Here is a 26172-nt window from a genome sequence, read left to right as displayed (position 1 = left end):
AAAATTTCTCCCCTAACATCAATTGAATTTCGACTAGTTAACTTGCTTATTTTTTAAGCGATAGACAAACGCAAGTACCTCAGCAACAGCTTTAAATAAATCCTCAGGTACTTGCTGACCAATATCAGCCTGGTCATACAGCGCTCGCGCCAATGGTCTATTTTCAACGGTTACGACTTCATTGTCAGCCGCAATACCTTTAATTTTCTGAGCCATAAAATCCACGCCTTTTGCTACTACAATCGGCGCATCTGCTTTTTCTTCATCATAGCGCAGTGCAACGGCAAAGTGTGTTGGGTTGGTAATAACAACATCTGCTTTTGGAACTTCCTGCATCATACGCTGCATAGCCATTTCCATTTGTTTTTGCTTCCGTTTTGATTTAATTTTCGGATCGCCTTCCATGTTTTTATGCTCATTTTTAATGTCTTGTTTTGACATTCTCATTTGTTTTTCATGATCATATCTTTGGTAAATATAATCGGGAATTGCCAAAATAAGAAGGAGAATGGCAACGGCAATACCAAGTGTTGCTGTCATTCTAGCAATTAAATAAAACCCGTCTGCAACACTCTTTTGTGAGAGTAACATCACGTCTTCTAAATGGGTCCAAATAATAACAAAAACTACAGTACCCGCAAATGAAATTTTAAGTAAAGATTTTAGCAACTCAACTAATGCACGAACAGAAAAAATCCGCTTGGCACCCTGAATTGGATCAAGCTTCGATAACTTCATTTGAACCGCTTCAGGTGCAAAGAGCGCACCCACCTGAGCAAAACTTGCAGCGACTCCTGCAATCATTGCAATGAGCATAATCGGAAGTAGCACCATCGCTGATTCCATCACAATTTCAAAAAACATATCTGTAAAATTAGCTTCTGTCACATCTATTAGTAGATAATGTGTGAACGTGTGTCTCAACATGTCATACATTGTTTGTCCAAGCATTCCACCAAATACCCATAAAAATAAAAAGACCAATAGAAGAATAATTGCCGTATTAATATCTGTACTTTTGGCAACTTGTCCTTTTTTCCTTTGCTCTTGTCGCTTTTTCGGGGTTGCTTTCTCCGTCTTCTCTTCAGCAAAAAATTGAAGATTGACTCTTAGCTTGATCATGATTACGCTCCTCCTAGCAACTGTAACAACGTTCGCATTGCCAAAATGACTTGATCAAATAACCTCTGAACAGCCATAAAGAAAACACCCATAAAAACAATTAATAGTAAAAGTCCAACAAGAATCTTTAAAGGCATACCCACGACAAACACATTCATTTGCGGAACAGCTCTTGATACCATTCCAAGTCCTACATCCACTAAAAAAAGTGAACCGACAATTGGAAAAGCCATTTGAAAAGCTATAATAAACATGCTATTGAATGTTTTTGCTGCATATTGAACAATGTTCTCCTGACCAAACGGAAGAAAAACTTGATCCATTGGCACAAATTGATAGCTGTAATAAATTCCATCCAATAATAAATGATGTCCATTAACAAGTAATAAAAAGAGTAACGCAAATGTATATAAATACCCACCCGTAAGTGGGCTTTGTGCGCCTGTTTGTGGATCAACAACATTCGCAATCATAAAGCCCATGCTATAATCAATGAAGCCACCAGCAACTTGAATGGCGTATAAAAGCATCATTGCAATTAAACCAACCATTAACCCTACAAGAATTTCTTTTATTATTAGTAAATAATAGGTCGCATCAATAACTAAAACAGGTTCTTCTAGCGTAAAAACCATAATCCATGCAAGCATGAGGGCAAGTCCAATCTTATGCCTAGTTGGAATCGAACGATGCGAATAGATCGGTAGAACCGTAAAAAAGGCAAGTACCCTTACAAATACAAGCAGGAATGCAGGGAGTAAATTGACAAATTCATTCATTAGCCAATGTACCGATGAAGATTGCTAAAAATTTGGTACGCAAAATTTGTCATATGAGAAAGCATCCAAGGACCAAAAATAATGAGAGCTGCAAGTACCCCAACAATTTTTGGAATGAAGGCAAGTGTCTGCTCTTGGATTTGTGTTGTCGCTTGGAAAATACTAACGACTAAACCAAGTACTAATGCGATGATTAATAATGGTCCTGATACGACTAATACCGTCCAAACACCATTTTCAGCCATACTTATTACAAATTCAGAACTCATGTAAACACCAACCTTTTAACACATGTTCAATCTAAGATCATAAACTGCTTCTTTAATTAAAACTGAGAAGCAATGATTGGACGATTAAATACCAACCATCCACGAGAACAAAAAGTAAAATTTTAAATGGCAAGGCAATCATAACTGGCGGTAGCATCATCATACCCATTGACATTAATACACTCGCTACAATCATATCGATGACTAAAAACGGAATAAAAATGAGAAAACCAATTTGAAAGGCTGTTTTCAATTCACTAATAACAAAAGCTGGAATTAAAGCCGTTAACGGAATATCTTCCATAGATGCAGGGCGTTCAAGACCAGCATAACCCATAAATAAAGCTAAGTCTTTCTCACGTGTATGTTTTGCCATAAATTCCTTCATTGGAGCAGCTGCAAGATCAAAAGCTTCAGCTTGATCAATTTCATTATTTAAAAAGGGCGTTAATGCTTGCTCGTTCACCTCAGCAAAGACTGGTGCCATAATGAAAAAGGTTAAAAAGAGTGCAAGTCCAATTAAGACCTGATTTGGGGGCATTGATTGTGTTGCTAACCCTTGTCTAACAAATGATAGAACAATCACGATTCTTGTAAAACTTGTCATGAGAATAAGAATCGATGGCGCTAATGACAAAACAGTTAGGACAAGTAATAATTGAATGGTCGTAGCGACATTAGTGGGTTCATCGGATAAAAAATTACCAAAATCAATGCCAGGGATATTTGTGACAGCTGGTATTATCATTGAATCTAGCACTACTTGTCACGCTCCCTTACAGCATCATGCAGCTTTTGCTGAGACTTCGAAACATCCTTTAACTGCTTTGAAAGTAGCTCTTTAAAGGCATCGCTATTAGACTGACTTGATTGATTTTCAAATGGAACAGGTGACTTTTTATTCCCAACTTTATTTTTTAATAAGCCAAATATTTTATTAATCGGTTGATCAAATTGCTCAATCTGCTCTTGTTTTTGCTGAAGCAATTGATCAATTTCATCTCGATTTTCTATTTCCTTTAACAACTGAATCGTTTCTCCAACACCGACAACTAACAAACGATCGCCGACTTTTACAATTTGAACGGAACGATTAGCCCCAAGTGGAACTCCGCCAATATTTTGTAGCATTTGCGTTGATCGATAAGTTTGCGACCGTTTATTTAAAAAACGTAGCAAAGCATAAATAAGAAAAACAACAAATGCCAGAGCCGCAATCATTTGCACAAAAATCCAAATTGTATTTTGCTCTGCAAATGGCTCTGATTCTCCGGCTGCCTCATTTTGTGTATCCTCAGCCTCATTTTGTTCCTCACTTATTGTTTCAGGCGATTCTTGATGATGTTCTTGTGAGTCTTCATTAGGCGCTTCTTCTTCTAACGATTCAAAAACACTTCTATTTTCATCAGTCGTTTCAGCCGAGACTGATTGTAAAGGAAACCCTATTAGGAGGAGCAGCAAGAAGACAAAAGTAATTATTTTATTCATAGATGAACCGCTCCTCTCCTTCCTCGTTCACGAATCTATCCAATCGTTTTTTTAATCGCCTCTAGCACACGATCCGCTTGAAATGGTTTGACAATAAAATCTTTTGCTCCTGCTTGAATAGCATCAATGACCATTGCCTGCTGCCCCATCGCAGAACACATGATTACTTTTGCATTTGGATCAAAAGATCTGATTTCCTTTAAAGCCGCTATACCATCCTTCTCTGGCATCGTAATGTCCATTGTTACAAGATCAGGAGATAATTCCTGATACAATTGTACGGCTTGTGCACCATCATTTGCTTCACCAACGACTTCAAAACCATTTTTTTGGAGTATATCTTTAATCATCATCCTCATAAATGCTGCATCATCAACAATTAATACTTTGGCTGACACTAATGATTCACCTATCCTTTTTATTTCAAGTTTCGAATTCGCTCTTCTTGACTAACAATATCAGTCACACGTACACCGAAGTTTTCATCGATAACGACAACTTCACCTTTTGCAATTAACTTATGATTAACAAGGATATCAACTGGCTCACCTGCAAGCTTATCAAGTTCAATAATTGAGCCTTGCGTAAACTCAAGAATCTCCTTAATAGAGCGCTTAGTTCGACCTAATTCAACCGTTACTTGTAGAGGAATATCTAGAAGCATATTTAAATTATTTGATTCAGCTTGCGTTAATTGCGGCGCTTCAAAATTTGAAAAGGCTGCTGGCTGAACATCAACTTGGCGTTGTTGCGAAAATGGTACTCCCCCAAGATGCTGCTGTCCTCGTTGTTCATATTCATAAGCCTGCTGCGGTGGCGGTGCCATTTGCTGAGACCCTTGTTGGCTTAAGCTTAGACTTTCATTTGGTTGAGAAGCTGTCTGTTTTGCAGGTTGCGATACAGCTTGTGGTGGTGCAGCCTCCACTTGTTGTACCTTTTCCTCTGCAGGAGAATTAGCTCCTGGATTCATTAATTCATCAACTAAGCCTTTGGCAAACGATACAGTGATAAGTTGCATGATATTGGAATCAATTAAGTTACCTACTTTTAACCGGAATGAAATTTTGACTAAAATATCGTCTGCAGGAACATTTTGGATTCCTTCATCCTTCTTAAAATCTAGTAAATCAATACCTGGTGGTGAAATATCAACCTTTTTATTAAAGATGGTAGACATAGAGGTTGAAGCTGAACCCATCATCTGGTTCATGGCTTCCTGAACGGCGCTAACATGCATATCGCTTAGCTCTTCAGCTGGATTCGTTCCATCTCCACCAAGCATTAAATCAGCAATAATCGCTGCATCAGTTGTTTTAATAACTAATAAATTTACACCTTCAAACCCTTCAGTATATTGAACATGTATCGCTACATGTGGTTGAGGGAATTCAGTTTCTAGTTTTTCTTTTTTTATTAAAGAAAGTTGCGGTGTTGTAATGTCTACTTTTTGATTTAATAAGGTAGATAAGGCCGTTGCTGCACTCCCAAATGAGATATTTCCAATTTCACCGAGTGTATCTTGTTCAATATCAGAGATATAGTCCGAAAGTATTAACGAATCATCTGTTTCATTTAAATCTGACTCTTCCTCATCACTACTATTTACACCTTTAAGTAATTCATTAATCTCATCTTGGGAAAGCATATCATCATTCATCATATTCTGCCTCCTCAATTAGATCCGTCACTTGGACAGCAATTTTATTTTTCATTTTACCTGGTTGAGCATAATATTTACGTTCTCCACCCACTTTAACAAGTAGAGGTTTATGGATCGATTGATTAAGTTCAATCACATCTCCTTTTGCTAAATGTAAAAACTCTTGAATTGACATTTCTGAACGTCCAAGTTCTGTTTGAATTAATAACGGAGCTTGACGAACTTTATGTTCAATAGCTTGTAGTTCTCCCTCACCACGTTGCTTTTTCTTCTCCTGCATCCAATAGTGAATAGAAAGCTTCGGCAAGATTTCTTCCAATACAACGTGAGGAAGACAAATATTTATCATCCCTGACGTTTCTGCAATTGTTGTCGAAAGAGAAATAACTACAACAGTTTCATTAGGAGAGACCATTTGTAAAAATTGCGGGTTAACCTCGATATCTTCCATTATAGGATCTAGCTCAATAACAGAACTCCAAGCTTCTTGAAAACTATCCAGTGTTCGTTGAAATAACTGAGACATAATTCTTGTCTCTATTTCTGTTAAATTTTCAACTTTATTTATACTTACACCTTTTCCACCTAGCAAACGATCTAGCATTGCGTATGCAATATTAGGGTTAACCTCCATTAGTAAACGACCATCTAATGGGTATGGTTCGAATACGTTTAAGATCGTCATTTTGGGTATTGAACGGATAAATTCCTCATAAGGGAGTTGATCGACCGATGTCACCGATATTTGGACGTACGTTCTTAGTTGAGCAGAAAAATACGTCGTTAGCAGTCGAGCAAAATTTTCGTGGATCCTTGATAAGCTTCGAATTTGATCCTTTGAAAAGCGAAGAGCACGCTTAAAATCATATACCTTTACCTTTTTCTCGGTTTCTTCTTTCTTGAGTTCATCAGCATCCATTTCACCTGTAGAAATTGCCGATAATAAGGCATCTATTTCACCTTGTGATAGAACGTCAGCCAAGAGCCTCACCTCTCAATCTCGATGCAACAGTTATTATTGAATAACCCAGCTTGTTGTATAAACTTGGATTACTGAACCTTCTTGCATTAATTCGTTAAGTTGATCACGTATATCTGATTCAAATGTTTCAATTCCATCCGAACCAGCTAATTCAGTTGCTTTCTTACCTGAAAGAGCACGTAAAAGAATGTTATTAATTTGAAAGTCGCGTTTTTGAATTTCTTTTAATGCCGCTTTACTATCAACTTGAATCAGAAACGACGCTTGGACAAAATCATTCGACATAAGATTGGTTGTGATTTCTTCTGTCTGAAAAGATTGTTCAATAATTTGATCAATTGTTGGTTCTGCATTCGGGTCTGGTTGATTAGTAAAGTAAGTAACAAGTACAAATGTTAAAACACCAACGAGCGTCAACGCAACTAATATAATTAGCATAATGTTAACGAGCTTATTTTTGAACAATCAAGAACCCTCCACATCTTTATGAACTGCAATAAGACCAATTTTCACGAATTGTGAATTAATAATTGCCTTCACTTCATTAATTTCATTTCGAACGACAATTTTTTTTCCACTCATTAAAGTAATCGTTGTATCTGGTAATGCTTCGATCTGTTCGATAAGCATCGCATTTAAAAGGAATGGTTGACCATTTAAACGTATAAGTTCAATCATAATATTAATTGGATGGGCTAGGTGTTTGCTTCCTAGCCCAAACCTCCTCAACAATAGAATCTAAGTAATTATGCCACATTTACTTTTAGCTTTTTACTGATAGTTATCTTTTCAGGTTAACAAGTTCTTGAAGAATTTCATCAGATGTTGTAATAATTCGTGTATTTGCTTGAAATCCTCGCTGGGCAACAATCATTTCTGTAAATTCTTCCGAAAGGTCAACATTTGACATTTCGAGTGTACCAGCTACTAATGTTCCAGTTCCCATCTCACCAGGGATCGCAAACTCTTCAGGTCCTGAGTTGGTTGATACTTGATAAAGATTACTACCTACTTTTTGGAGCCCTTCAGGGTTTGCAAAAAAAGCAAGGGAAATGGTTTGCGGAGGATCCATTAGCAGACCATCTACATCGATGATATTTACATCACCAGTCTGACTAATACTAAAACTTTGAGAATCAGGTGGAACTTCTATTTGGTTACCATCAATATCGAGCAAATACAAACCATCTTGATTCACAATAAATCCAGCTTCATCTAGGTAAAAATTCCCTGATCTTGTATAAGAAATATTAACTCCACCTGCTTCGCCGACTCTAAAATATCCATTACCTGAAATCCCTAAATCCAATTCACGATTTGTATTCTGCAAGCTACCTTGAGTATGAATAGTATCAATGGTAGCTAGTTGCATCCCTAAACCGACTTGTCGAGCATTTGTTCCACCTAATAAAGCTCCAGGTGCACTTGCCCCTGCAATTTGCTGGCTGACCAAATCCTTAAAAGTCGTACGTCCTTTTTTAAAGCCAAACGTATTTACGTTAGCAATGTTATTACCAATTGTATCGAGTTTTGTTTGCATATTGCGCATCCCTGAGATTCCTGAATACATTGAACGTAACATATTTTATTTTCCTCCTCTTATTGACTGCCTCTATCGGTCAGCAGCCGAAAGACCTCCCTTTTAGGGTCCAGTCTTATTAATCGATTACGATCGTTCCATTTATATTTGTGAAAATTTGCGACTGTGCTTCCTCGCGGTTTAAAACGGTTATGACTGTATTATTTTTTGTACTTACGACCAGCGCTGCCTCATTCGTTAAAACGAGTGAATCATGGACACCTTTTTTCTTCGCTTCGCTCACTTTTTCTTGAATCGTCATCCACTTCTCTGTTGAAAATTCAATCCCACGCATATCCATACGCTGCTTTGCGTGCTTACTTAATTTTAGTTCAGTTGTTCCTTGTAATTCTGTCTTTAAAAATTGCTGAAAAGGAGTTGTCTGATTACTCGTATGGTTAATAGGACGATTAATTGGTTTTGGAAGCGCATGTAAAGACTTGCTATGAATCCTTGGATCCATCTTCTCACTTCCTTTTAGACTTCTGCATTTTCATTTGGATTCTCTACGGGCTCTCCATTAGTAGAATCCTCTTCTGGTTTTTTCTGAGTTTCATTCGTCGGCTGTACCACCTGACTCACTTGAACAAGTTGTTCATGACTTATCCAGCGACCATCATCTAGTAGAATACGAAGTTGCCCATCCTTCTCTAGTTTTACCGCTGTGACGACATTATTAACATATTCCGTTCTTGAGCGATATTTATCAATCTCAACCTCTCTCTTCCACTGAATCTGTTTGCCAATTAGTTCACTATGCTGAACCAGGTTTTGACTTGATTGAAGGCTGACAAATTTCTGTATTGCTGTATTCATATTTGTCATCTGCTCAAGTGAAGAAAACTGTGCCATTTGTGCGATAAATTCGCGGTCATCCATTGGATTAGCAGGATCTTGATTTTGCAACTGGGTGATCAAAATCTTTAAAAAATCGTCTTTCCCCAGTATTCCTTGACTCTGTTGATTCTGTTGTTTCGGCTGATTATTTAGATAAAACCCATCATGAATTGTATTCATTCATCTCACCTACACTTGTTCATTAAATGTCAGTTCATTTAATACATCTTGGAATAATGTTACTTCTTCTTGTTCAGTTTCATCTCGTTGCTCTTTCTGATCATTTGTATCTTGTTGTGAAGATTGTCGATTATTTTCATCTCCTACATATTGCTGTTGTTGCTGAGTAATTTCAATTCGATCAACTTGAATTTGTTGCTGAGCAAATGCTTGTCTTAACTGGCTAAGCTGAGCTTCCATTAACTCTCTTGTTGAAGCACTACCTGTTAATATTCGAGCAATAATCGCTCCTTCAACCTGTGTCAACTGAATGTCTAATCGGCCTAAATGTTCAGGGTAGAGCTTTATAGAAAGACTACTCATTCCTTGTTGATTTTGAGTCAGAGCTCCTCGCTGCAAAATCATTTGAAACTGTTTTAGAAACTGCTGTTGTTGAACTTCTTTAGGTAACTTATCTCCGATGTGGATAGCCGCTTGTTCCACACGCGACATATTTTGACCTAACTCTTGACCTGTTTGACTAATATTTAAACCTTGTGTAGGACCTTCAGACAAAGCTCCAGAAGCAAAAATGTTAGGTAATGGCAATGATGTACTTGCTTTGTTTGTTAATAGATTCGTAAAAGCCTGATCATTGGTTTGAGCATTTGGATTAGCTTGCAATCGAGATTTAATATACTGGGTTACATCTTCAAATATATCTGAGGCCTGTTGATCTAATGCTGAATGAGACATATTCGGAAACATTCTCACAACTAGCTGCTGCAACTGATTCATAAATTTCTCTCTCTCAGCTAAAGGTAAAGATATTCCTTGCTGATTCTGTTGAGTAGTAGCTAATAAAATAGCTAGTACTTGCTGTAATTCAGACCAATCAGCCATCATGTCGCTACTATTTTCGCTTTCAGTAGATACTAATTCAAGTAGATCTTGCTGCCAATTTACCGGTAACATTTCCAATAGTCGTGTTCCCTCAGAGCTTTCCATCATCTCTTCGTTAAAAACGATTCCCATTTCCTCCATTTGCGCTAATAGTATTGAAAGACTACTAGCTTCACCTTCACTACCTTGAAGGATAAGCTCCATTTCTACATCCTGATTTGACTGTAAATCAGCAAGTAATGGAAGGATCTGAGAGTTCTCTACCTGAGTAGAGGCTGACTCATTATTTTGTCCTCCTATTAAACCACCTAATAATTGTGCAAACGGTGAGTTTACAGAATGCACTAGACCGTTATTAGCTGCTGAGCGATTGCTACTAGTTGTGGTCGGTGTTGCATTTATAACAGAAATCATCTGCATCATTTTTCACCCCCTTTCAAATTATTGATTTGCTAAACGACTCATAAAGCTTGCGGCTTGTTCACTATCCATCTCTTCTAAAATTTCAGCTCGCAACTCAATTGAAACTTGTGATAAATGCAGTAGTGCTTCCTCACCTGGCAGAGCTGATATAATATTGGCTGCATTTTTCGGTTTCATCGATTCATACGTTTTAGCAATATTATCTAATTCCTGCTGTGCTTGGTTTGCTAATTCTGCTTCAACGATCTGACTTTGTTCAAGCTGAGTCATTTCATTACCAAGTCTTGCTATTTCTTCATCTTTTCGTTCAATTTCTTTCTGTAACTGATCCACTTCCGCTTGTTGCTCAGAGATCGTTTGCTCAAGTGAAACAACATCTACCTCTTCCACCGCTTTATCATCATTTGAAAAATACTCTGTGACAATTGGGATATTGGAACTAAATTCCTTTGCTTTATCAATAACATTAAAACCAAGGAGAGATAAGATGACAGTAATGAGAATGATCGTAAACACTATTGGTATGAATATGACGAGAAAGAACCATTGAATTTTGTTATGGGAATTTTCTTTTTCACTCATCGACTCACCTAATTTCAACGATTTGCAAATAAACGAATAGATAAGTCGTCCATTTGCAATAATTCAATTCTTTTTTCTTCTTCTTCGAATTGTTCCAATTTTATTTGTTTCATTTTTTCATATTTTTTATATTCAATTGACATATTGATCAAATCTTGTTCTTTACGGTTCATTCTTTCTCGTGCTAATTGTGTTGACCTTTGTTGCACGAGTATCTCCTGCTGTAGCCTAAGAAGTGTTGATTGGTTTTGTTGAAGTTGGTAAATGGATATCCCTTTGGTGACTTGCTCTCTTGCATTATTTTCTAATTCTTCTTTACGTTTCAACATATCGTAGAGCTCAGTAGCAATGATTTCAAATTTCGCAATTGCTTCTTGATATTGAGATTGAATGTTATTTTTTTCTCTCTCTTTAAGCTCCATTATTTTTTGCAATGTAAATTGGAATGACATGATTAACGGCCACCTCTTCCAAATTCTTCAACTAGCCTTTGTATTGATTGCTCGACTGGTGTTACTTCTATTGTCGTTTGCTTTATAAAAGAAATAACGTTCGGGTACATGCTAATCGCTTCATCAATTTCATTTGATGACCCTTTTTTATAAGCACCAATATTAATCAAGTCCTCATTTTCAACATAAGTCGATAGGTAACTACGCAATGTCTCAGCTGCTGCCCGATGCTCATCATCGACAATTTCGTTCATCACACGACTAACACTTTTCAACACATTAATAGCTGGAAACTGGCCTTTGTTTGCTAGCTTACGATCAAGTACTAAGTGACCATCTAAAATACCTCGAACAGCATCAGCAATTGGTTCATTCATATCGTCACCATCAACTAAAACTGTATAAAAAGCTGTAATACTCCCCTTTGAATCAGTCCCTGAACGCTCCAATAACTTAGGTAGCATCGCAAATACTGAAGGAGTATATCCTTTTGATGTTGGTGGCTCTCCAATTGCTAACCCTATTTCACGCTGTGCCATTGCAAAACGAGTAACAGAATCCATCATCAAATTGACATCAAGTCCTTGATTTCGAAAATATTCGGCTACTGCCGTTGCTGTCATCGCCCCTTTTATACGCATCAATGCAGGCTGATCAGATGTAGCAACAACTAAAACCGTTTTACGAAGCCCTTCTTCGCCAAGGTCTCTTTCAATAAAATCTTTCACTTCTCGACCACGTTCACCGATTAAAGCAATAACATTAACATCTGCGGCAGAATTTTTAACAAGCATTGAAAGTAAGGTACTTTTCCCGACTCCACTACCTGCAAAAATACCTATACGTTGTCCCTTCCCTACCGTAAATAGCGCATCAATAGCCCTTACACCTAGAGACATTTTCTCGTTTATTCTAGGTCTAAGTAACGGGTTAGGAGGATTGTTATCAGTCGGAAAAGATGTGAGGCCTTTAGGGAGTTCTTCATTTGTTAACAACTCACCACAGCCATTAATGACACTTCCAATCAACCCTGAGCCTACCTTGATTTCTAATGGTTTTCCTGTCGCTTCTACTAAACTTCCTGGAGAAATCTCCATCGTTCCATTTAAAGGCATTAATAGTACATATTCATCACGAAACCCCACTACTTCTGCCCTTACTTTGACTTTCTCAACCTTTCCCACAATTATGTAGCAAAGATCACCTATTGATGCTTGAGGACCCTTAGACTCAATCGTTAGACCAATTACTCGAGTCACTTTTCCGTACCATTTGTACGGAGAAAGAAGAGGAACAGCCTTAGTGAGTTCCTGAACGTTCATTAGGCCCCTCCTTCCACTTCTCTATTAAGAGTGTCTTTAATTCCTGTAATTGTCGATCCAAGGTTGCATCGATTCGACCGTATTGAGTTTCGACCACGCAACCATTTTCCATCAAGCCTGCATCAGGGTATATATATAGCTTTTCTGTATGGCTAAGCAGTTGCTCAAGTTCTTCCTTTTGTTGAGTCGTTTGCATATACCAGTCAGGGTGAACATAAATTTTTACATGCTCATGCTCTCGTACTTCTAACATTACTTGCTTAAGTAGTGAAGACCAATTGTCAGGATTGTCTTCTAAATGCTTTCCTATTATTCTTTTCGTTAAAGCAACAGCTAAATCGATCATCACAGGCTCAGCTGAATCAATTGTCTTTTCAAATTCGAATTCAGATTGACTAATGATCGTCTTCGCTTGATCAATCAAACTCATATAAGTCTGCTCTCCATCTTGCTGTCCTTTGACAAACCCTTCTTGATATCCTTGTTCACGTCCAGCTACAATAGCTTCCTCAATTTGTTTTTCTGCCTGTTGACGCTCGAGTTGAAGTAGCTCACGGATATCTTTTGCATGAGCCTCAGCATCAACAATGATTTGAGTTGCACGCTTTTCTGCCTCTTGAAGCTGCTCTTCAATCTGTTTGGCTAGTTCTTCTTTAGAAGGTAGTTGATCTTGCTCATCACCCTGTTCATCTTCCTGACGCATGGGTTTAAAATTATTGTTTTCAAACAGATTTCGAATATTTATGGTTTTAACTTCATTATCTACGGGTACAGTATTTAGAGATTTGATTATTTTAGACAATAATATCGTCTCCTCCACCACGGGCAATGACAATTTCACCAGCTTCTTCTAAACGACGGATGACTGCAACAATGCGTGATTGAGCTTCTTCAACATCACGAAGGCGAACAGGACCCATAAATTCCATCTCATCTTTAAAGGTATCTGCCATTCGCTGTGACATATTGCTAAAGACAATATCTTTCACTTCTTCACTCGCAACTTTTAGTGAAAGCTGTAAATCTTCATTTTCAACATCACGAATAACACGCTGAATGGAACGGTTATCCAGTGTAACAATGTCTTCAAAGACAAACATTCTCTTTTTAATTTCTTCAGCAAGTTCTGGATCTTGAATCTCAAGCGCGTCCAAAATCGTTCTTTCTGTACTTCGGTCTACACTATTAAGCACTTCAACAACTGCTTCAATTCCACCAGCATCCGTATAATCTTGGGTTAATGTAGAAGATAATTTTTGTTCCAAAATACTTTCCACTTCATTGACGATTTCTGGTGATGTACTGTCCATTAAAGCAATTCTTTTTGCAACATCTGCTTGAACCTCTTGTGGTAGCTCAGAAAGAATTTGTCCTGCTTGAACAGATTCTAAATAAGATAAGATTAAAGCAATCGTCTGTGGATGTTCATTTTGAATAAAGTTTAATATTTGAGAAGGATCTGATTTTCGAGCGAAATCAAATGGACGTACTTGTAAAGTTGATGTTAATCGATTAATGATGTCCATAGCATTTGATTCGCCTAATGCCTTTTCTAGGATACTTTTTGCATACCCTATCCCACCTTGGGCAATATAGTCTTGAGCTAGTACTAATGAATGAAATTGTTCTAAAATTTCTTCTTTCATTCCGCTATCAACTTTACGGACACTAGCGATTTCAAGTGTAAGCTGTTCAATCTCTTCTTCTGTTAAATGTTTATAGACTTGTGCAGATACATCTGGACCTAAAGATATAAGGAGGATTGCAGCTTTTTGTTTTCCTGTTAATTCTTTTTTTTGTACAGTAGCCATTTTTCGTTCCTCCTAATCTTCTGATAACCAAGTACGTAGCAGTTTTGAGAATTCTTCTGGCTTTTCTTTTGCCATTTTTTCTAATTGCTTACGTTTCGTTGCTGATAATCCTGTATCTTCATCTGGCAGATCTGGAACTTCTTCAGTCGGCTCCTCCATTTCCAATACTTCTTCTTCATTTTCTTCTTTTCTTTTTCTAAATAGTAAAAATCCAAGAAGTAGAATAACTAAGATTAGAACTCCACCAACGATATATAACCATAATGGAATTGTTGTTACCGGCTCTTGCTCGATATCAACCTTACCATCAAAAACTTGAGAAGAGACAAAAATCTTTTCGTTTATTGCTTCTTCCGTCAATTCATCCGCATATACACCCGAAATACTTGTACGAACAATCGTTCCAAGTATTTGTTGGATATCATCTAATTGCTCCTGTGGAAGAACGTCTATTCCTTCAGGAGGTTCAACCATAACCTGGATTCCTAAATCACGAATCTTATAAGGACTTTCAACAATATCTCGATTAATTCGGTTGACCTCATTATTAATCCGCTCTTCTGCACGTTCCCACTCTGATGGTCCTTGTCCCATTCCTCCTTGGAAGTTCGGTATCTCATCACCAACACCAACTTCTCCGTCTGGAGGAATATTACCCTCGCCAGCGTAAGTTTCCTCAATACGTTCAATGCTGACAGCAATACCTTCCATATTCTCTGGGTCTACAGGCTCTACTAATGCTTCTGTACGATTTTCTTGAGTGAAATCAATATCTGTTGTAACAGAGACAAGAACCTTATCACGTCCAACAACTGTTCCAAGCATTTGTTGAAGATTACGTGTTAAATCACGTTCAATATCGCGCTGAATGGTACGTTGTTGTTCATATGCTGAAAGAGTAGTATCAGAATTTTCACTTTCATACACATAATCATTAAACATTTGATCAGAAATGACGATATTTTCTATAGGGAGATTAGGAACGCTTTTCGATACTAAGTGAAAAAGTGCTTTAACTTGGCTTTGTTCTAGCTGATAGCCTGGAGCTAAGTCCAAGACAACAGCTGCTGATGCCGCTTCTTGCGTCGCGTCTAACCAGACACTTTCTTCTGGCAATGTAATCATAACTTTAGCTTGATTTACTCCATTTACACTACGAATTAGGTTAGCAAGCTCTGTTTGCATCGCCGCTCGTTCCATAACTGAAAATTCATTATCAGTCATACCAAAACCCATTTGCTCTTGAAAAAACGAATAATCAATGCTGCCGCTCTGTGGAATCCCTTCTGCTGCTAGCTCAACTTTTAACCCGTCCACTTGTGTTTCTGGAACGAGAATTGTTGTACCATTATCAGAAATAGTTGAAGGAATACTACGTGCGTCTAAAGTTTCTTTTATCTGTCCCGTTTCTTGGAGCGTCAAATTACTATATAAAGGTTCATAACTTGTTCTTGTTCCAAGAAAACTAAAAACCGCAATCAGGGCTATTATTCCTAAAACGGAGCCGATGAGAATCCCTTTTTGTTTTTTTGTCCTACCGCTCCAATACTCCGTTATTCGTTGTCTATAAAGTGAAAGTTTCTCGTTCATGTGTCCTCCTACGTCCAGCAACTATCACGACCACTAAAAATCAAATGAGAAAAACGCAAGCACCTCGCTCAGCCTCAACAAGTAGTTAAAACTGATATTTTCTAAGTTTGCTAGGTGCTCACGCTAGACATGCTCAATTCTTAACCTGTCAAAAGGACTACACTTGCATTCTCATTACTTCTTGATATGCTTCAATGACTTTATTTCTAACTTCAACTGTCGCTTGCAATGTAACACTTGCTTTTTGGCCTGTTATCATAACATCATGTAGATTGTCTATACTACCATTCGCTAATAGCTCTGTTTTAGTAGCTGACTCTTGTTGGATAGCGTTAACATCTTTTATGGCTTGACTAAGTACCGATTTAAATGACTCTTGCGCTTCACCTGGTGTTATTCTCGGGCTAGTTGGCTCATTTACTTGATTCTGTATTAAAAAAGGTGATTGTAGTCCTCTTATCTCCATAGTTCTTATTTACCCCCTAACGACCAATTTCTAGCGCTTTTAAAAGCATATTTTTTGATGCATTTAGTGTTGTGACATTTGCTTCATAAGAACGTGTTGCGCTCATCAAATCGACCATTTCTCTCAATGGATCAACATTTGGAAGTTGAACATAGCCTTGATCATTTGCATCAGGGTGTTCAGGATTATACACTTGTTTAAAAGGGGTTTGGTCATCAACAATAGCTGTTACCTTTACCCCGTCTCCAACTTCAGTATTTGACCGCCCCATTGCACGATTCAAAAATTGAGAAAAAGGCTGCTTTTCATTCGGCTGCATGACAACCATTTTTCTACGGTAGGGCTGCCACTCACCATCAACCATCGTTGCCCTTGTTGATTCAGCATTCGCCATATTGGCAGAAATTACATCCATTCGCAACCTCTGCGATGTTAGTGCTGAAGCACTAGTATTAACACCACTAAAAATACTCATTATCTCTAATTACCTCCTCGAATGACGGTTTGTAAGCTTGTGAAGCGACCATTCATCCGGTCAATCAATGCATTATAATAAATTTGATTTTTAGCCAACTCTGCCATTTCAAAATCTATATCAACATTGTTTTGATTGTGATTATACATTGTATTGCGATTTGTTTGAACAAGCGGAGTATTAGTCGATTTGCTAAATTCCACATGTTTATCATTTGTCCGATTCGCTTGTAAAGTTGGTTGGTTCATAGCTTCACTTAACGTTTGTTTAAACGTGACATTTTTAGCTTTGTAATAAGGTGTATCCACATTAGCAATATTTTGAGAAATAGCTTTCTGTCGCAATTGCGATCCATCAAGTCCACGCTCTAATGCTTTAAATGTCGAACTGCCAAAAAGATCCATCTTACTTACACACCTCTCGACATATTTTTATTTTTCGACAATCTTTGTTATTATTCGTCATTTTATACAAGTACTCTATGCAAATTGTAATCAAACTCTGCTTAAAAGTCTAACATCGTTTTAAAAAAATTTTAGATTCGATAAAAAAGGACTATTAATTATTGGTGACTTTTGTCGGAAACTGTTGCCACTTTTTCTTACCTGACTACCGCATATGACATAATTAGTCACATTTGAACTAGTTATTTTGAAAACCCATGTGAACTTTTTGACGTTCTTATGAGTTTTAACACACTTTTTTAAATTTTTATACTAAATATTTAGAAAGAATAAAAAAACTGTTAAGAATTAATTCTCAACAGTTTCTTCGCTTCTGAAATATCAGAACTTCTTATGACTTATTTTGTTTTTAATTTTTCTAGCTCAAACAAAAATTTATCATTTAAGACTTTGATATACGTTCCTTTCATTCCAAGTGAACGTGATTCAATTACTCCTGCACTTTCAAGCTTGCGAAGTGCATTAACGATAACAGAGCGAGTGATACCAACACGATCAGCAATTTTACTCGCTACAAGCAATCCCTCTTTTCCATCAAGTTCATGGAAGATATGTTCAACCGCTTCAAGCTCGCTATATGAGAGCGAACTAATAGCCATTTGCACGACCGCTTTACTTCTTGCTTCTTCTTCAATTTCTTGAGTCTTTTCATGAAGAATCTCCATACCAACTACAGTTGCTCCGTACTCTGCTAAAATAAGATCATCATCATTAAATGAATCATTTAAGCGAGCTAAAATAAGCGTACCAAGTCGTTGTCCGCCACCTTGTATAGGAACTATCGTTGTTAAACCGCTACTAAATAAATCTTTATTTTCAATTGGAAATGCTGTGAATTCACTATTAATATCTAAATTAGCTGAGGTTTCTTCTATTTTAAATAGACCATCTGTATACTCTTCTGGAAAACGTCTGTCTTCAAGCATTTTCTTCATGCGTTCATTTTCAATTTCTTGTTTAATTGCAAAACCTAGTAATTTCCCTCTACGACTAACAACAAAGATATTAGCGCTAATCGTATCACGTAATGTTTCAGCCATATCTTTAAAGCTAACGTGCTGACCACCTGTTTTTTGTAGCATTTCATTAATTTTTCTCGTTCTCGATAGTAAATTCATTTTAATATCCTCCTAAATGTTCTTACAATATAAATTGGCTTAAGTCTCGATTTTTTGCAATAGACGCTAGTTTTTCATCTACATACTCTGGCGTAATGACGATCTCTTCTAAGGTAATATCGGGTGCTTCAAATGATAAATCTTCTAGCAAACGTTCGAGTAACGTATGCAACCGTCTAGCCCCGATATTTTCCGTATCCTGATTAACTTCAGTGGCAATAGTCGCAATCTTATGAACAGCATCGTCCGAAAATGATACTTTTATACCTTCTGTTTCAAGAAGGGCAATATATTGCTTAATTAATGCATTGTTTGGTTCAATTAATATGCGCACGAAATCATCAACTGTTAAATTAGCAAGCTCAACGCGAATAGGGAAGCGCCCTTGTAATTCAGGAATAAGGTCAGAAGGCTTAGCAATATGAAAAGCACCTGCTCCGATAAAAAGGACATGGTCTGTTTTGACAGAACCATATTTCGTTACAACTGTTGAACCTTCTACGATAGGGAGAATATCTCGTTGGACACCTTCGCGTGAAACATCAGCAGATTGCTGGCCTTTACTTGCTACTTTATCAATCTCATCTATAAAAATAATGCCCAATTGTTCAGCTTTTGTAACAGCTTCTTGTGTTACTTCATCCATATCGATCAATTTTTGTGCTTCTTCATCCGTTAGTACCTTTCTTGCGTCTGAAACAGGAAGTCGTCTTTTCTTGCGTTTTTTAGGCAGCATACCACCGAGCATCTCTTGCATATTCATACCCATCTGTTCCATTCCAGCACCCTGGAACATATCCATGAAATTTTGCGATTGCTCATCAACTTCAATTGTGACTAGATGATCCTCAAGCTCCCCCAACGCAAGCTTATGAGCCATCTGTCTACGCTGCTGCGCGACATTATTGTCCTCATCTGCTTCATCAGGTTCAGTTGATCCCTGTTGACTAAAAATCATTTCAAATGGATTCTTATAATTCGTTTGTTTTTTTCTTGAAGGAACGAGTAATTCAACAAGACGTTGATTCGCGTGTTCCTCTGCACGTGTACGAACTGCTGCCATTTTTTCTTCTTTTACAATTCGAACACTCGTCTCAACAAGATCACGAACCATTGACTCAACGTCGCGCCCAACATAACCTACTTCTGTAAACTTTGTTGCTTCGACCTTTATAAATGGTGCTCCAACTAACTTGGCAAGTCGACGGGCAATTTCTGTTTTACCAACACCTGTAGGTCCAATCATTAAAATGTTTTTCGGTGTCACTTCATCCTTTATTTTCTCATCAAGAAGACTACGCCGATAGCGATTCCGAAGAGCAATGGCTACTGATTTTTTCGCCTGTTCTTGACCAACAATAAATTGATTTAGACGCTCAACAATCTCACGAGGTGTTAAGTCCGTTCTCATTTCAATCACTCTCCAATAAGGGAATTGTGTACCTAATTTAGCTTAATTCCTCAACGACTAAATTTAGATTTGTATAGACGCAAATCTCACCAGCTGTTTCAAGTGCAGCACGAGCAATGTCTTTAGCAGTTAGTTGCGAAGCGTGTTTTTTTAACGCCCGACCTGCTGCCAAAGCATACATCCCTCCCGATCCGATCGCTAAAACCCCATCATCTGGTTCAATCACTTCACCAGTTCCAGACACTAGTAACAGATGTTCTTTATTCATCACAATTAACATTGCTTCAAGTCTACGTAAGACTTTATCACTTCTCCATTCTTTCGCTAGTTCCACAGCGGCTCGCTGCAAATTCCCGTTATATTCCTCTAATCGCGATTCGAACTTTTCAAACAAAGTAAAAGCATCAGCAACAGAACCTGCAAATCCAGCTAACACTTTACCTTGATAAATGGAGCGAACTTTTTTTGCTGTATGCTTCATGACAACGGCATTCCCAAATGTTACTTGACCGTCTCCCGCCATCGCACACTGACCATTATGTTGGACAGCAAATATCGTCGTTGCATGAAATGATTGTGATTCAGTCATATACATCCTCCTTATTGATCTCCTCTAAGCGCGAGGATGATGCTGCTTGTATACGTCGCGTAGTCTTTCTTTTGTAACATGCGTGTATATCTGAGTTGTCGAGAGGTGTTCATGACCTAACAACTCTTGGACAACACGCAAATCAGCCCCATTATTAAGCATATGTGTAGCAAAGGAATGTCTGATATCATGCGGTCTCAATCGCTTATTATACGCAGCTTTTTCCATTCTATTTCCAACAATCGTACGAATGCTTCGATCGGAGAGGGCACCACCACGATAATTCAGAAAAAGAGAATTTGTTTGCGATTCGTCTTTTTTATGGAGGGCTTCTCTCCCATCTTGAATATATCGCCAAAGAGCTTCCGTTGCAAAAGAACCCATCGGTACATAACGTTCCTTCATCCCCTTACCAATGACAAGAACGGTTCCAATGGAGAAATCGATATCACGTATTGTCAGTTGACTGCATTCGCTGACACGAATACCAGTAGCATATAACAGCTCGAGAATAGCACGGTCACGTTGATCAAGAGGTTTATCTCCTTGGAGGGAAGCAAACAATTCTTGGATTTCTTCTTCATAAAGAAATGTAGGCAATCGTCCTTTATTTTTGGGAAGGAATACAGTGGTAAACACATTCTCTACCACTCGCTTCTCTCGCATGTGGAAGTTATAGAAACTCCTTAAAGCAGAGATCTTTCGTGAGACTGTTTTTCTGGCATACTTCTTCTCATACAATGACGTTAAATAAGCACGTACATCCGAATTTGTGACTTTAGCGAAATGATCGATTCCGATCGCTCTTATAAATCGTTCAAAATCCACTATATCTCGTTCATAATTACTCGTTGTATGTAAAGAGCTATTTTTTTCAAGTTGTAGATATGTCATAAAAAGCTCAAGCCAGGACTGCTTTTCCAACGCAAAACACCCCTCTCACCCCTTAGAGCTACTAAATTCTATCACGATTTAATAGCTCTGACAACGATGTTTACAATTTTTTCACAAAATTCTGAATTGCGTCTAATGCTCGGTTAGCTAGCTGTTCATATCGTTCTGGTTTACTTTTGATTCTTTCATGAAGTGGAGGAAGTAACCCAAAATTCGCATTCATCGGTTGGAAATTTTTAGCGTTAGCTGTTGTGATGTATCCAGCCATACTCCCGATCACTGTCGTGTCAGGAAACGCAATCAACTCTTTTCCTTGGACATATCTAGCTGCATTTAGACCTGCAACAAGACCAGCCGCTGCTGATTCAACATATCCTTCTACTCCTGTAATTTGACCAGCAAAGAATAAATCATCACGATCTTTGTATTGATACGTCGGCTTAAGAAGGTTCGGTGAATTTATAAATGTATTTCGATGCATCACACCGTAACGGACAATTTCAGCATTCTCAAGTCCCGGTATGAGTTGAAGAACTTCTTTTTGCGGTCCCCATTTTAAGTGAGTTTGGAAGCCGACAATATTATATAAGGTCCCTGATGTATTATCTTGTCTTAGTTGCACGACAGCATATGGACGCTTCCCTGTTTCTGGGTGTTCCAGACCTACTGGCTTCATTGGACCAAATAGCATTGTTTTTCTACCGCGCTTTGCCATTACTTCGATCGGCATGCATCCTTCAAAAAAGATTTCTTTTTCAAATTCTTTTAACGGTACCGTTTCAGCAGCAACAAGCGCATCATAAAAACGATTAAATTCTTCTTCTGTCATTGGACAATTTAAATAGGCCGCTTCACCCTTATCATATCTTGACTTTAAATAAACCTTATCCATATCAATGGAATCCGTTTCAATAATTGGAGCAGCAGCATCATAAAAATATAAATACTCTTCTCCAGTGAGTTCCTTTAGTCTAGAAGATAAATGCTGTGACGTTAATGGTCCTGTCGCAATGATTGTTGGTCCCTCAGGAATGTCGGTGACCTCTTCTGTAAATACTGTCACATTCGGATGATGCTTGACTCTTTCCGTTACCGCCCCTGCAAATTCATGACGATCAACAGCTAAAGCACCCCCAGCTGGAACTGATGCATCGTCAGCTGAACGAATGATAACAGAATCAAGCTGGCGCATTTCTTCTTTAAGCACACCAACTGCATTGGTTAAAGAGTTTCCACGCAATGAATTACTACAAACTAATTCGGCAAATTTATCTGTATGATGTGCAGGCGTTTGCTTTACAGGTCGCATTTCATAGAGATGAACGTTAATCCCTTGCTTAGCAAGCTGCCAAGCCGCTTCGCTTCCAGCCAGTCCTGCACCAATTACATTTACATATTGTTGTGTCAAAATGATCCCTCCATCTAACTCATAGCCATTCTCTCATTCCAACAGTAGAAATGCCTTCACCCTAATGAGGTGAAGGCTTCTTTTATCTACTATCGATTCAACATTTCACTTTTGACCCTTACATCATAATACGTCTTGCATCATTTTTCAACTTATTCACACGAATGCTTCAATTCTGCCAGTCATTTTGATGTAAATGTGACTAAATGTCTAGTTAATTGGATTCTTCTTTGTAATCACATGCTGAACATTCCACATGAACACCATTTTTCGTCTTTTTCTCAACGAGCATCTTTTCACACTTTGGACATGTTCTTGCAATCGGTTTATCCCAAGAGATAAATTCACATTCTGGGTATCTATCACATCCGTAGAAAATGCGTCGCTTTTTGCTCTTTCGTTCGACTACATTTCCTTCTTTACATGTTGGACACTTCACACCGATTTCTTTTACAATCGCTTTTGTATTTCGACATTCTGGGAAATTAGAGCAGGCCATAAACTTTCCGTATCGTCCCATTTTATAAACCATTTCATGCCCGCAATTTTCACAATCTTCTCCAGCTGGTTCGTCCTTTATTTCAACTTCTTTCATTTCTTCTTCCGCGACTGTTAATCGCTTCTCAAAGCCATGATAGAAGTCATCAATAATTTTAATCCATTCCTGCTGGCCTTCTTCAATCGAATCGAGGTCGTTTTCCATCTTAGCCGTAAATTCAACATCCAAAATTTCAGGGAAAAATTCAACGATCAGCTCTAGTACAATTTCTCCTAGTTCAGTAGGAACAAAGCGACGATCTTCCAAGGCAACATAGCCACGTCTTTGAATCGTATCAAGAGTTGGTGCATACGTTGAAGGACGTCCTATACCTAGCTCTTCCATTGTCTTAACAAGACGAGCTTCTGAGTATCTTGGAGGTGGCTGTGTAAAGTGCTGATTGGGCTCAATTTCAATCTTTTTAACCTTTTGACCTTCATTTAAGTTAGGAAGGAGACGGTCCTCTTCCTTCTTCCCATCATCATTTCCTTCAATATACACTTTCATAAACCCAGCAAATTTCACTTTAGATCCAGTTGCACGGAATAAAACATTATTCTGCTCAATATCAACTGTCATCGTATCCATGATCGCAGGTGCCATTTCGCTTGCTACCATCCGCTCCCAAATCAGCTTATAAAGACGAAATTGGTCACGTGATAAAAAACTCTTTACCGTCTTCGGATCTTTAAAAACAGATGTAGGACGAATGGCTTCATGAGCATCTTGTGCTTTTTTATCTTTTTTAATCACTCGTTTTTCTTTACGGGTATAATCCTCACCAAATGTTTGCTCAACGTATTCCTTCGCTTCTGCTTGTGCCAGTTCAGAGATTCGTGTTGAATCTGTACGCATATAGGTGATTAATCCAACTGTCCCCTCTTGTTTTCCAAGGTCAATACCTTCATAAAGCTGTTGAGCAATCATCATTGTTTTCTTTGCACGAAAGTTTAATTTTCGCGCTGCTTCCTGTTGAAGTGAAGATGTTGTAAAAGGAGTTACAGGATTACGTTTTCGTTCCTTCTTTTTAACTGAGCTAACATCAAACTGATCGCCTTTAAGATTTGATAATACACTCTTAACCTCTTCATCTGACTTTAACTCTTGTTTCTTACCGTCAATACCATAAAATTTCGCTTCAAACACTTCTTCATCAAGAGCAAATTGTGCTTGAATACTCCAATATTCTTCGGGAACAAAGGATTTAATTTCTTTTTCTCGTTCCATAATCATTTTGACAGCTACAGATTGAACTCGTCCAGCACTTAGCCCCTTTTTCACTTTCTTCCATAATAAAGGGCTAATGTTATAGCCTACAAGGCGGTCAAGAATTCGCCGAGCTTGCTGAGCATCAACTAAATCCATATTGATTGGTCTTGGTGTTTTAAATGCGTCCTTAATCGCTTGCTTTGTAATTTCATTGAATACAACTCTGCATTCGGAATGCTCATCAATATCAAGACTGTGAGCCAAATGCCAAGCAATTGCCTCACCCTCTCTATCGGGGTCAGCCGCTAAATAAATACGTTTCACTTTTTTTGCAGCTGTTTTTAATTCTTTTAATACAGGTCCTTTTCCGCGAATCGTAATATACTTAGGTTCAAAACTTTTTTCAACGTCTACTCCCATTTGACTTTTTGGTAAGTCTCTAACATGTCCCATTGAAGCTTTTACAATATATTTCTTACCTAAATATTTTCCAATGGTCTTTGCTTTGGCGGGAGATTCAACGATTACTAAATAATCGGCCATGTAAGCAGCTCCCTCTCTCGTAGATATATTAAAATCTTCCTCATTATTAAACAGACTTTCCGTATTTGTCAAACGGAAGTTGAAAAAATTACCGATTTTAAGAGTTTGATCGAGCGACTTTTCCTTTTATCTTTTCTTTTGTCAGATCTGGTTTATTCTCCTAATTCATCTAAAATATCTTCCGTTGAGGTAACTAATTTCGCTCCTTGTTGAATTAATTCATTAGTTCCTTTTGATTGCATAGAAAAAATCGATCCTGGTACCGCAAAGACGTCTCTACCTTGCTCTAACGCTTGATCTGCTGTAATGAGTGAGCCACTTTTTTCTTTCGCTTCTATTACTAATACTGCTTTTGAAAGACCACTTATGATTCGATTCCTTGCAGGAAAATGCCATCTTTGAGGTGGAATATACGGGGGATATTCAGTAAGGAGAATTTGATTTTTTGCCATGTGTGAAAATAATTTTTCATTTTCTTTTGGATAAATAAAATCAAAACCTGATCCAAGCACTGCTATAGTATTACCTCCAGCCTTAATTGTTTCCGTATGAGCGCTTGCATCGATCCCACTAGCCAAGCCACTTACAATTGTCCAATCATTCATTGTAAGTGGCGGAATAAGTTTAGCGACACTTCGTAAACCTAAAGGTGTTGGCTTTCTTGTTCCAACGACAGCAAGAATCTTTTCATGTGTCAATACACTTTGCCTACCCATCGTGTATAGAACAAATGGTGGGTCATAAATCCGTTTTAAAAGAGAAGGATAAGTAGGATCATCAACTGTTATTGGATAAATATTCCTATTAGCGTAATAAGCATGAATTTGTTCTGGGGTATATGAATGAAGATCGTGATAGAAATGATCAGCGTTGGTAGGACTCAAATTGAAGAGGCTTTGGAGATGATGTTTGTTGAAATGATAGAGGTCTTGTAAGGTTCGATCATGATGAATAATTTTATTTATTAGCTTCCAACTTGCATGTCTACAACTATGGAGATGAATAAGACGCTTTCTAAACTCAGCCATATTTGCGTATCACTCCTTTAATAATTGAGAAAATGAGAAAGAAAGCCTCCCAAATTGGAAGACTTTCCGTA

The 26172-nt window shown here is 37.9% G+C and carries 30 protein-coding genes; all 30 read right to left on the bottom strand.

What is annotated here, in order from left to right:
* Window positions 1-33: 33 nt before the first annotated feature.
* Window positions 34-1122, bottom strand: coding sequence for a flagellar biosynthesis protein FlhB (gene flhB, locus IQ10_RS13255; RefSeq protein ID WP_199757429.1), 1089 nt, complete (start codon window positions 1120-1122; stop codon window positions 34-36).
* A 2-nt stretch (window positions 1123-1124) separates the two neighbouring features.
* Window positions 1125-1901 carry a flagellar biosynthetic protein FliR gene (gene fliR, locus IQ10_RS13250; protein ID WP_144450974.1) on the bottom strand — a complete coding sequence of 259 codons (777 nt, stop codon included), beginning with the start codon at window positions 1899-1901 and terminating at the stop codon, window positions 1125-1127.
* Window positions 1901-2170, bottom strand: coding sequence for a flagellar biosynthesis protein FliQ (fliQ, locus tag IQ10_RS13245; RefSeq protein WP_144450973.1), 270 nt, complete (start codon window positions 2168-2170; stop codon window positions 1901-1903). The genes fliR and fliQ overlap by 1 nt, the downstream gene beginning before the upstream one ends.
* Before the next feature lie 52 nt (window positions 2171-2222).
* The gene (gene fliP, locus IQ10_RS13240) at window positions 2223-2918 is read right to left on the bottom strand and encodes a flagellar type III secretion system pore protein FliP (RefSeq protein WP_144451067.1); all 696 of its coding nucleotides are present in this window, start codon (window positions 2916-2918) and stop codon (window positions 2223-2225) included.
* 11 nt (window positions 2919-2929) lie between these two features.
* Window positions 2930-3658 (bottom strand): flagellar biosynthetic protein FliO, encoded by a 729-nt coding sequence (locus tag IQ10_RS13235; RefSeq protein ID WP_144450972.1) that lies wholly within the window; start codon window positions 3656-3658, stop codon window positions 2930-2932.
* Window positions 3659-3693: 35 nt separating this feature from the next.
* Window positions 3694-4056 (bottom strand): response regulator, encoded by a 363-nt coding sequence (locus tag IQ10_RS13230; protein WP_144450971.1) that lies wholly within the window; start codon window positions 4054-4056, stop codon window positions 3694-3696.
* Window positions 4057-4076: 20 nt separating this feature from the next.
* The gene (gene fliY, locus IQ10_RS13225) at window positions 4077-5315 is read right to left on the bottom strand and encodes a flagellar motor switch phosphatase FliY (RefSeq protein ID WP_437177691.1); all 1239 of its coding nucleotides are present in this window, start codon (window positions 5313-5315) and stop codon (window positions 4077-4079) included.
* Window positions 5308-6300 (bottom strand): flagellar motor switch protein FliM, encoded by a 993-nt coding sequence (gene fliM, locus IQ10_RS13220; RefSeq protein WP_144450969.1) that lies wholly within the window; start codon window positions 6298-6300, stop codon window positions 5308-5310. Before fliM ends, fliY begins: the two co-directional genes overlap by 8 nt.
* Window positions 6301-6333: 33 nt before the next feature.
* Complete coding sequence (gene fliL / locus IQ10_RS13215) at window positions 6334-6765, bottom strand: flagellar basal body-associated protein FliL (protein ID WP_144450968.1); 432 nt, start codon at window positions 6763-6765, stop codon at window positions 6334-6336.
* Entirely contained in the window at window positions 6766-7029 is a 264-nt protein-coding gene (locus IQ10_RS13210) for a flagellar FlbD family protein (RefSeq protein ID WP_367613672.1), read from the bottom strand.
* Between the two features lie 52 nt (window positions 7030-7081).
* Window positions 7082-7882 (bottom strand): flagellar basal body rod protein FlgG, encoded by an 801-nt coding sequence (flgG, locus tag IQ10_RS13205; RefSeq protein ID WP_144450967.1) that lies wholly within the window; start codon window positions 7880-7882, stop codon window positions 7082-7084.
* A gap of 76 nt (window positions 7883-7958) precedes the next feature.
* Entirely contained in the window at window positions 7959-8342 is a 384-nt protein-coding gene (locus IQ10_RS13200) for a TIGR02530 family flagellar biosynthesis protein (protein ID WP_144450966.1), read from the bottom strand.
* Between the two features lie 14 nt (window positions 8343-8356).
* Entirely contained in the window at window positions 8357-8896 is a 540-nt protein-coding gene (gene flgD / locus IQ10_RS13195) for a flagellar hook assembly protein FlgD (RefSeq protein ID WP_144450965.1), read from the bottom strand.
* 9 nt (window positions 8897-8905) lie between these two features.
* Window positions 8906-10201 carry a flagellar hook-length control protein FliK gene (locus tag IQ10_RS13190; protein WP_144450964.1) on the bottom strand — a complete coding sequence of 432 codons (1296 nt, stop codon included), beginning with the start codon at window positions 10199-10201 and terminating at the stop codon, window positions 8906-8908.
* Between the two features lie 18 nt (window positions 10202-10219).
* The gene (locus IQ10_RS13185; protein ID WP_144450963.1) at window positions 10220-10783 is read right to left on the bottom strand and encodes a MotE family protein; all 564 of its coding nucleotides are present in this window, start codon (window positions 10781-10783) and stop codon (window positions 10220-10222) included.
* A gap of 14 nt (window positions 10784-10797) precedes the next feature.
* On the bottom strand, window positions 10798-11235 hold the full coding sequence (gene fliJ / locus IQ10_RS13180; protein ID WP_144450962.1) for a flagellar export protein FliJ: 438 nt from the start codon (window positions 11233-11235) through the stop codon (window positions 10798-10800).
* Between the two features lie 2 nt (window positions 11236-11237).
* Window positions 11238-12557, bottom strand: coding sequence for a flagellar protein export ATPase FliI (gene fliI / locus IQ10_RS13175; RefSeq protein WP_144450961.1), 1320 nt, complete (start codon window positions 12555-12557; stop codon window positions 11238-11240).
* On the bottom strand, window positions 12535-13359 hold the full coding sequence (gene fliH / locus IQ10_RS13170) for a flagellar assembly protein FliH (protein ID WP_158640043.1): 825 nt from the start codon (window positions 13357-13359) through the stop codon (window positions 12535-12537). The genes fliI and fliH overlap by 23 nt, the downstream gene beginning before the upstream one ends.
* Complete coding sequence (fliG, locus tag IQ10_RS13165; protein WP_144450959.1) at window positions 13352-14368, bottom strand: flagellar motor switch protein FliG; 1017 nt, start codon at window positions 14366-14368, stop codon at window positions 13352-13354. Before fliG ends, fliH begins: the two co-directional genes overlap by 8 nt.
* A 12-nt stretch (window positions 14369-14380) precedes the next feature.
* The gene (fliF, locus tag IQ10_RS13160; RefSeq protein ID WP_144450958.1) at window positions 14381-15958 is read right to left on the bottom strand and encodes a flagellar basal-body MS-ring/collar protein FliF; all 1578 of its coding nucleotides are present in this window, start codon (window positions 15956-15958) and stop codon (window positions 14381-14383) included.
* Between the two features lie 157 nt (window positions 15959-16115).
* Complete coding sequence (gene fliE / locus IQ10_RS13155) at window positions 16116-16424, bottom strand: flagellar hook-basal body complex protein FliE (protein ID WP_144450957.1); 309 nt, start codon at window positions 16422-16424, stop codon at window positions 16116-16118.
* Window positions 16425-16440: 16 nt separating this feature from the next.
* Entirely contained in the window at window positions 16441-16899 is a 459-nt protein-coding gene (gene flgC / locus IQ10_RS13150; RefSeq protein WP_144450956.1) for a flagellar basal body rod protein FlgC, read from the bottom strand.
* 5 nt (window positions 16900-16904) lie between these two features.
* Entirely contained in the window at window positions 16905-17303 is a 399-nt protein-coding gene (flgB, locus tag IQ10_RS13145; RefSeq protein WP_144450955.1) for a flagellar basal body rod protein FlgB, read from the bottom strand.
* A 398-nt stretch (window positions 17304-17701) separates the two neighbouring features.
* Window positions 17702-18481 (bottom strand): GTP-sensing pleiotropic transcriptional regulator CodY, encoded by a 780-nt coding sequence (gene codY, locus IQ10_RS13140; protein WP_144450954.1) that lies wholly within the window; start codon window positions 18479-18481, stop codon window positions 17702-17704.
* A gap of 22 nt (window positions 18482-18503) precedes the next feature.
* A complete protein-coding gene (gene hslU / locus IQ10_RS13135) occupies window positions 18504-19892 on the bottom strand; it encodes an ATP-dependent protease ATPase subunit HslU (RefSeq protein ID WP_144450953.1) in 1389 nt (462 codons plus the stop codon).
* A 37-nt stretch (window positions 19893-19929) separates the two neighbouring features.
* Entirely contained in the window at window positions 19930-20481 is a 552-nt protein-coding gene (gene hslV / locus IQ10_RS13130; protein WP_144450952.1) for an ATP-dependent protease subunit HslV, read from the bottom strand.
* Window positions 20482-20505: 24 nt separating this feature from the next.
* The gene (gene xerC, locus IQ10_RS13125) at window positions 20506-21405 is read right to left on the bottom strand and encodes a tyrosine recombinase XerC (protein WP_144450951.1); all 900 of its coding nucleotides are present in this window, start codon (window positions 21403-21405) and stop codon (window positions 20506-20508) included.
* A gap of 70 nt (window positions 21406-21475) precedes the next feature.
* The gene (trmFO, locus tag IQ10_RS13120) at window positions 21476-22783 is read right to left on the bottom strand and encodes an FADH(2)-oxidizing methylenetetrahydrofolate--tRNA-(uracil(54)-C(5))-methyltransferase TrmFO (protein ID WP_144450950.1); all 1308 of its coding nucleotides are present in this window, start codon (window positions 22781-22783) and stop codon (window positions 21476-21478) included.
* A 214-nt stretch (window positions 22784-22997) separates the two neighbouring features.
* A complete protein-coding gene (topA, locus tag IQ10_RS13115) occupies window positions 22998-25073 on the bottom strand; it encodes a type I DNA topoisomerase (protein ID WP_144450949.1) in 2076 nt (691 codons plus the stop codon).
* Window positions 25074-25225: 152 nt separating this feature from the next.
* Complete coding sequence (dprA, locus tag IQ10_RS13110; protein ID WP_144450948.1) at window positions 25226-26101, bottom strand: DNA-processing protein DprA; 876 nt, start codon at window positions 26099-26101, stop codon at window positions 25226-25228.
* Window positions 26102-26172 lie beyond the last annotated feature (71 nt).

The sequence above is a fragment of the Halalkalibacter nanhaiisediminis genome, from assembly GCF_007830185.1.
Taxonomy (GTDB): Bacteria; Bacillota; Bacilli; order Bacillales; family Bacillaceae_D; genus Halalkalibacter; species Halalkalibacter nanhaiisediminis.
The sequence above is the reverse complement of the archived record's forward strand: the minus strand, read 5'-3'. Positions and strand labels throughout refer to the sequence as shown.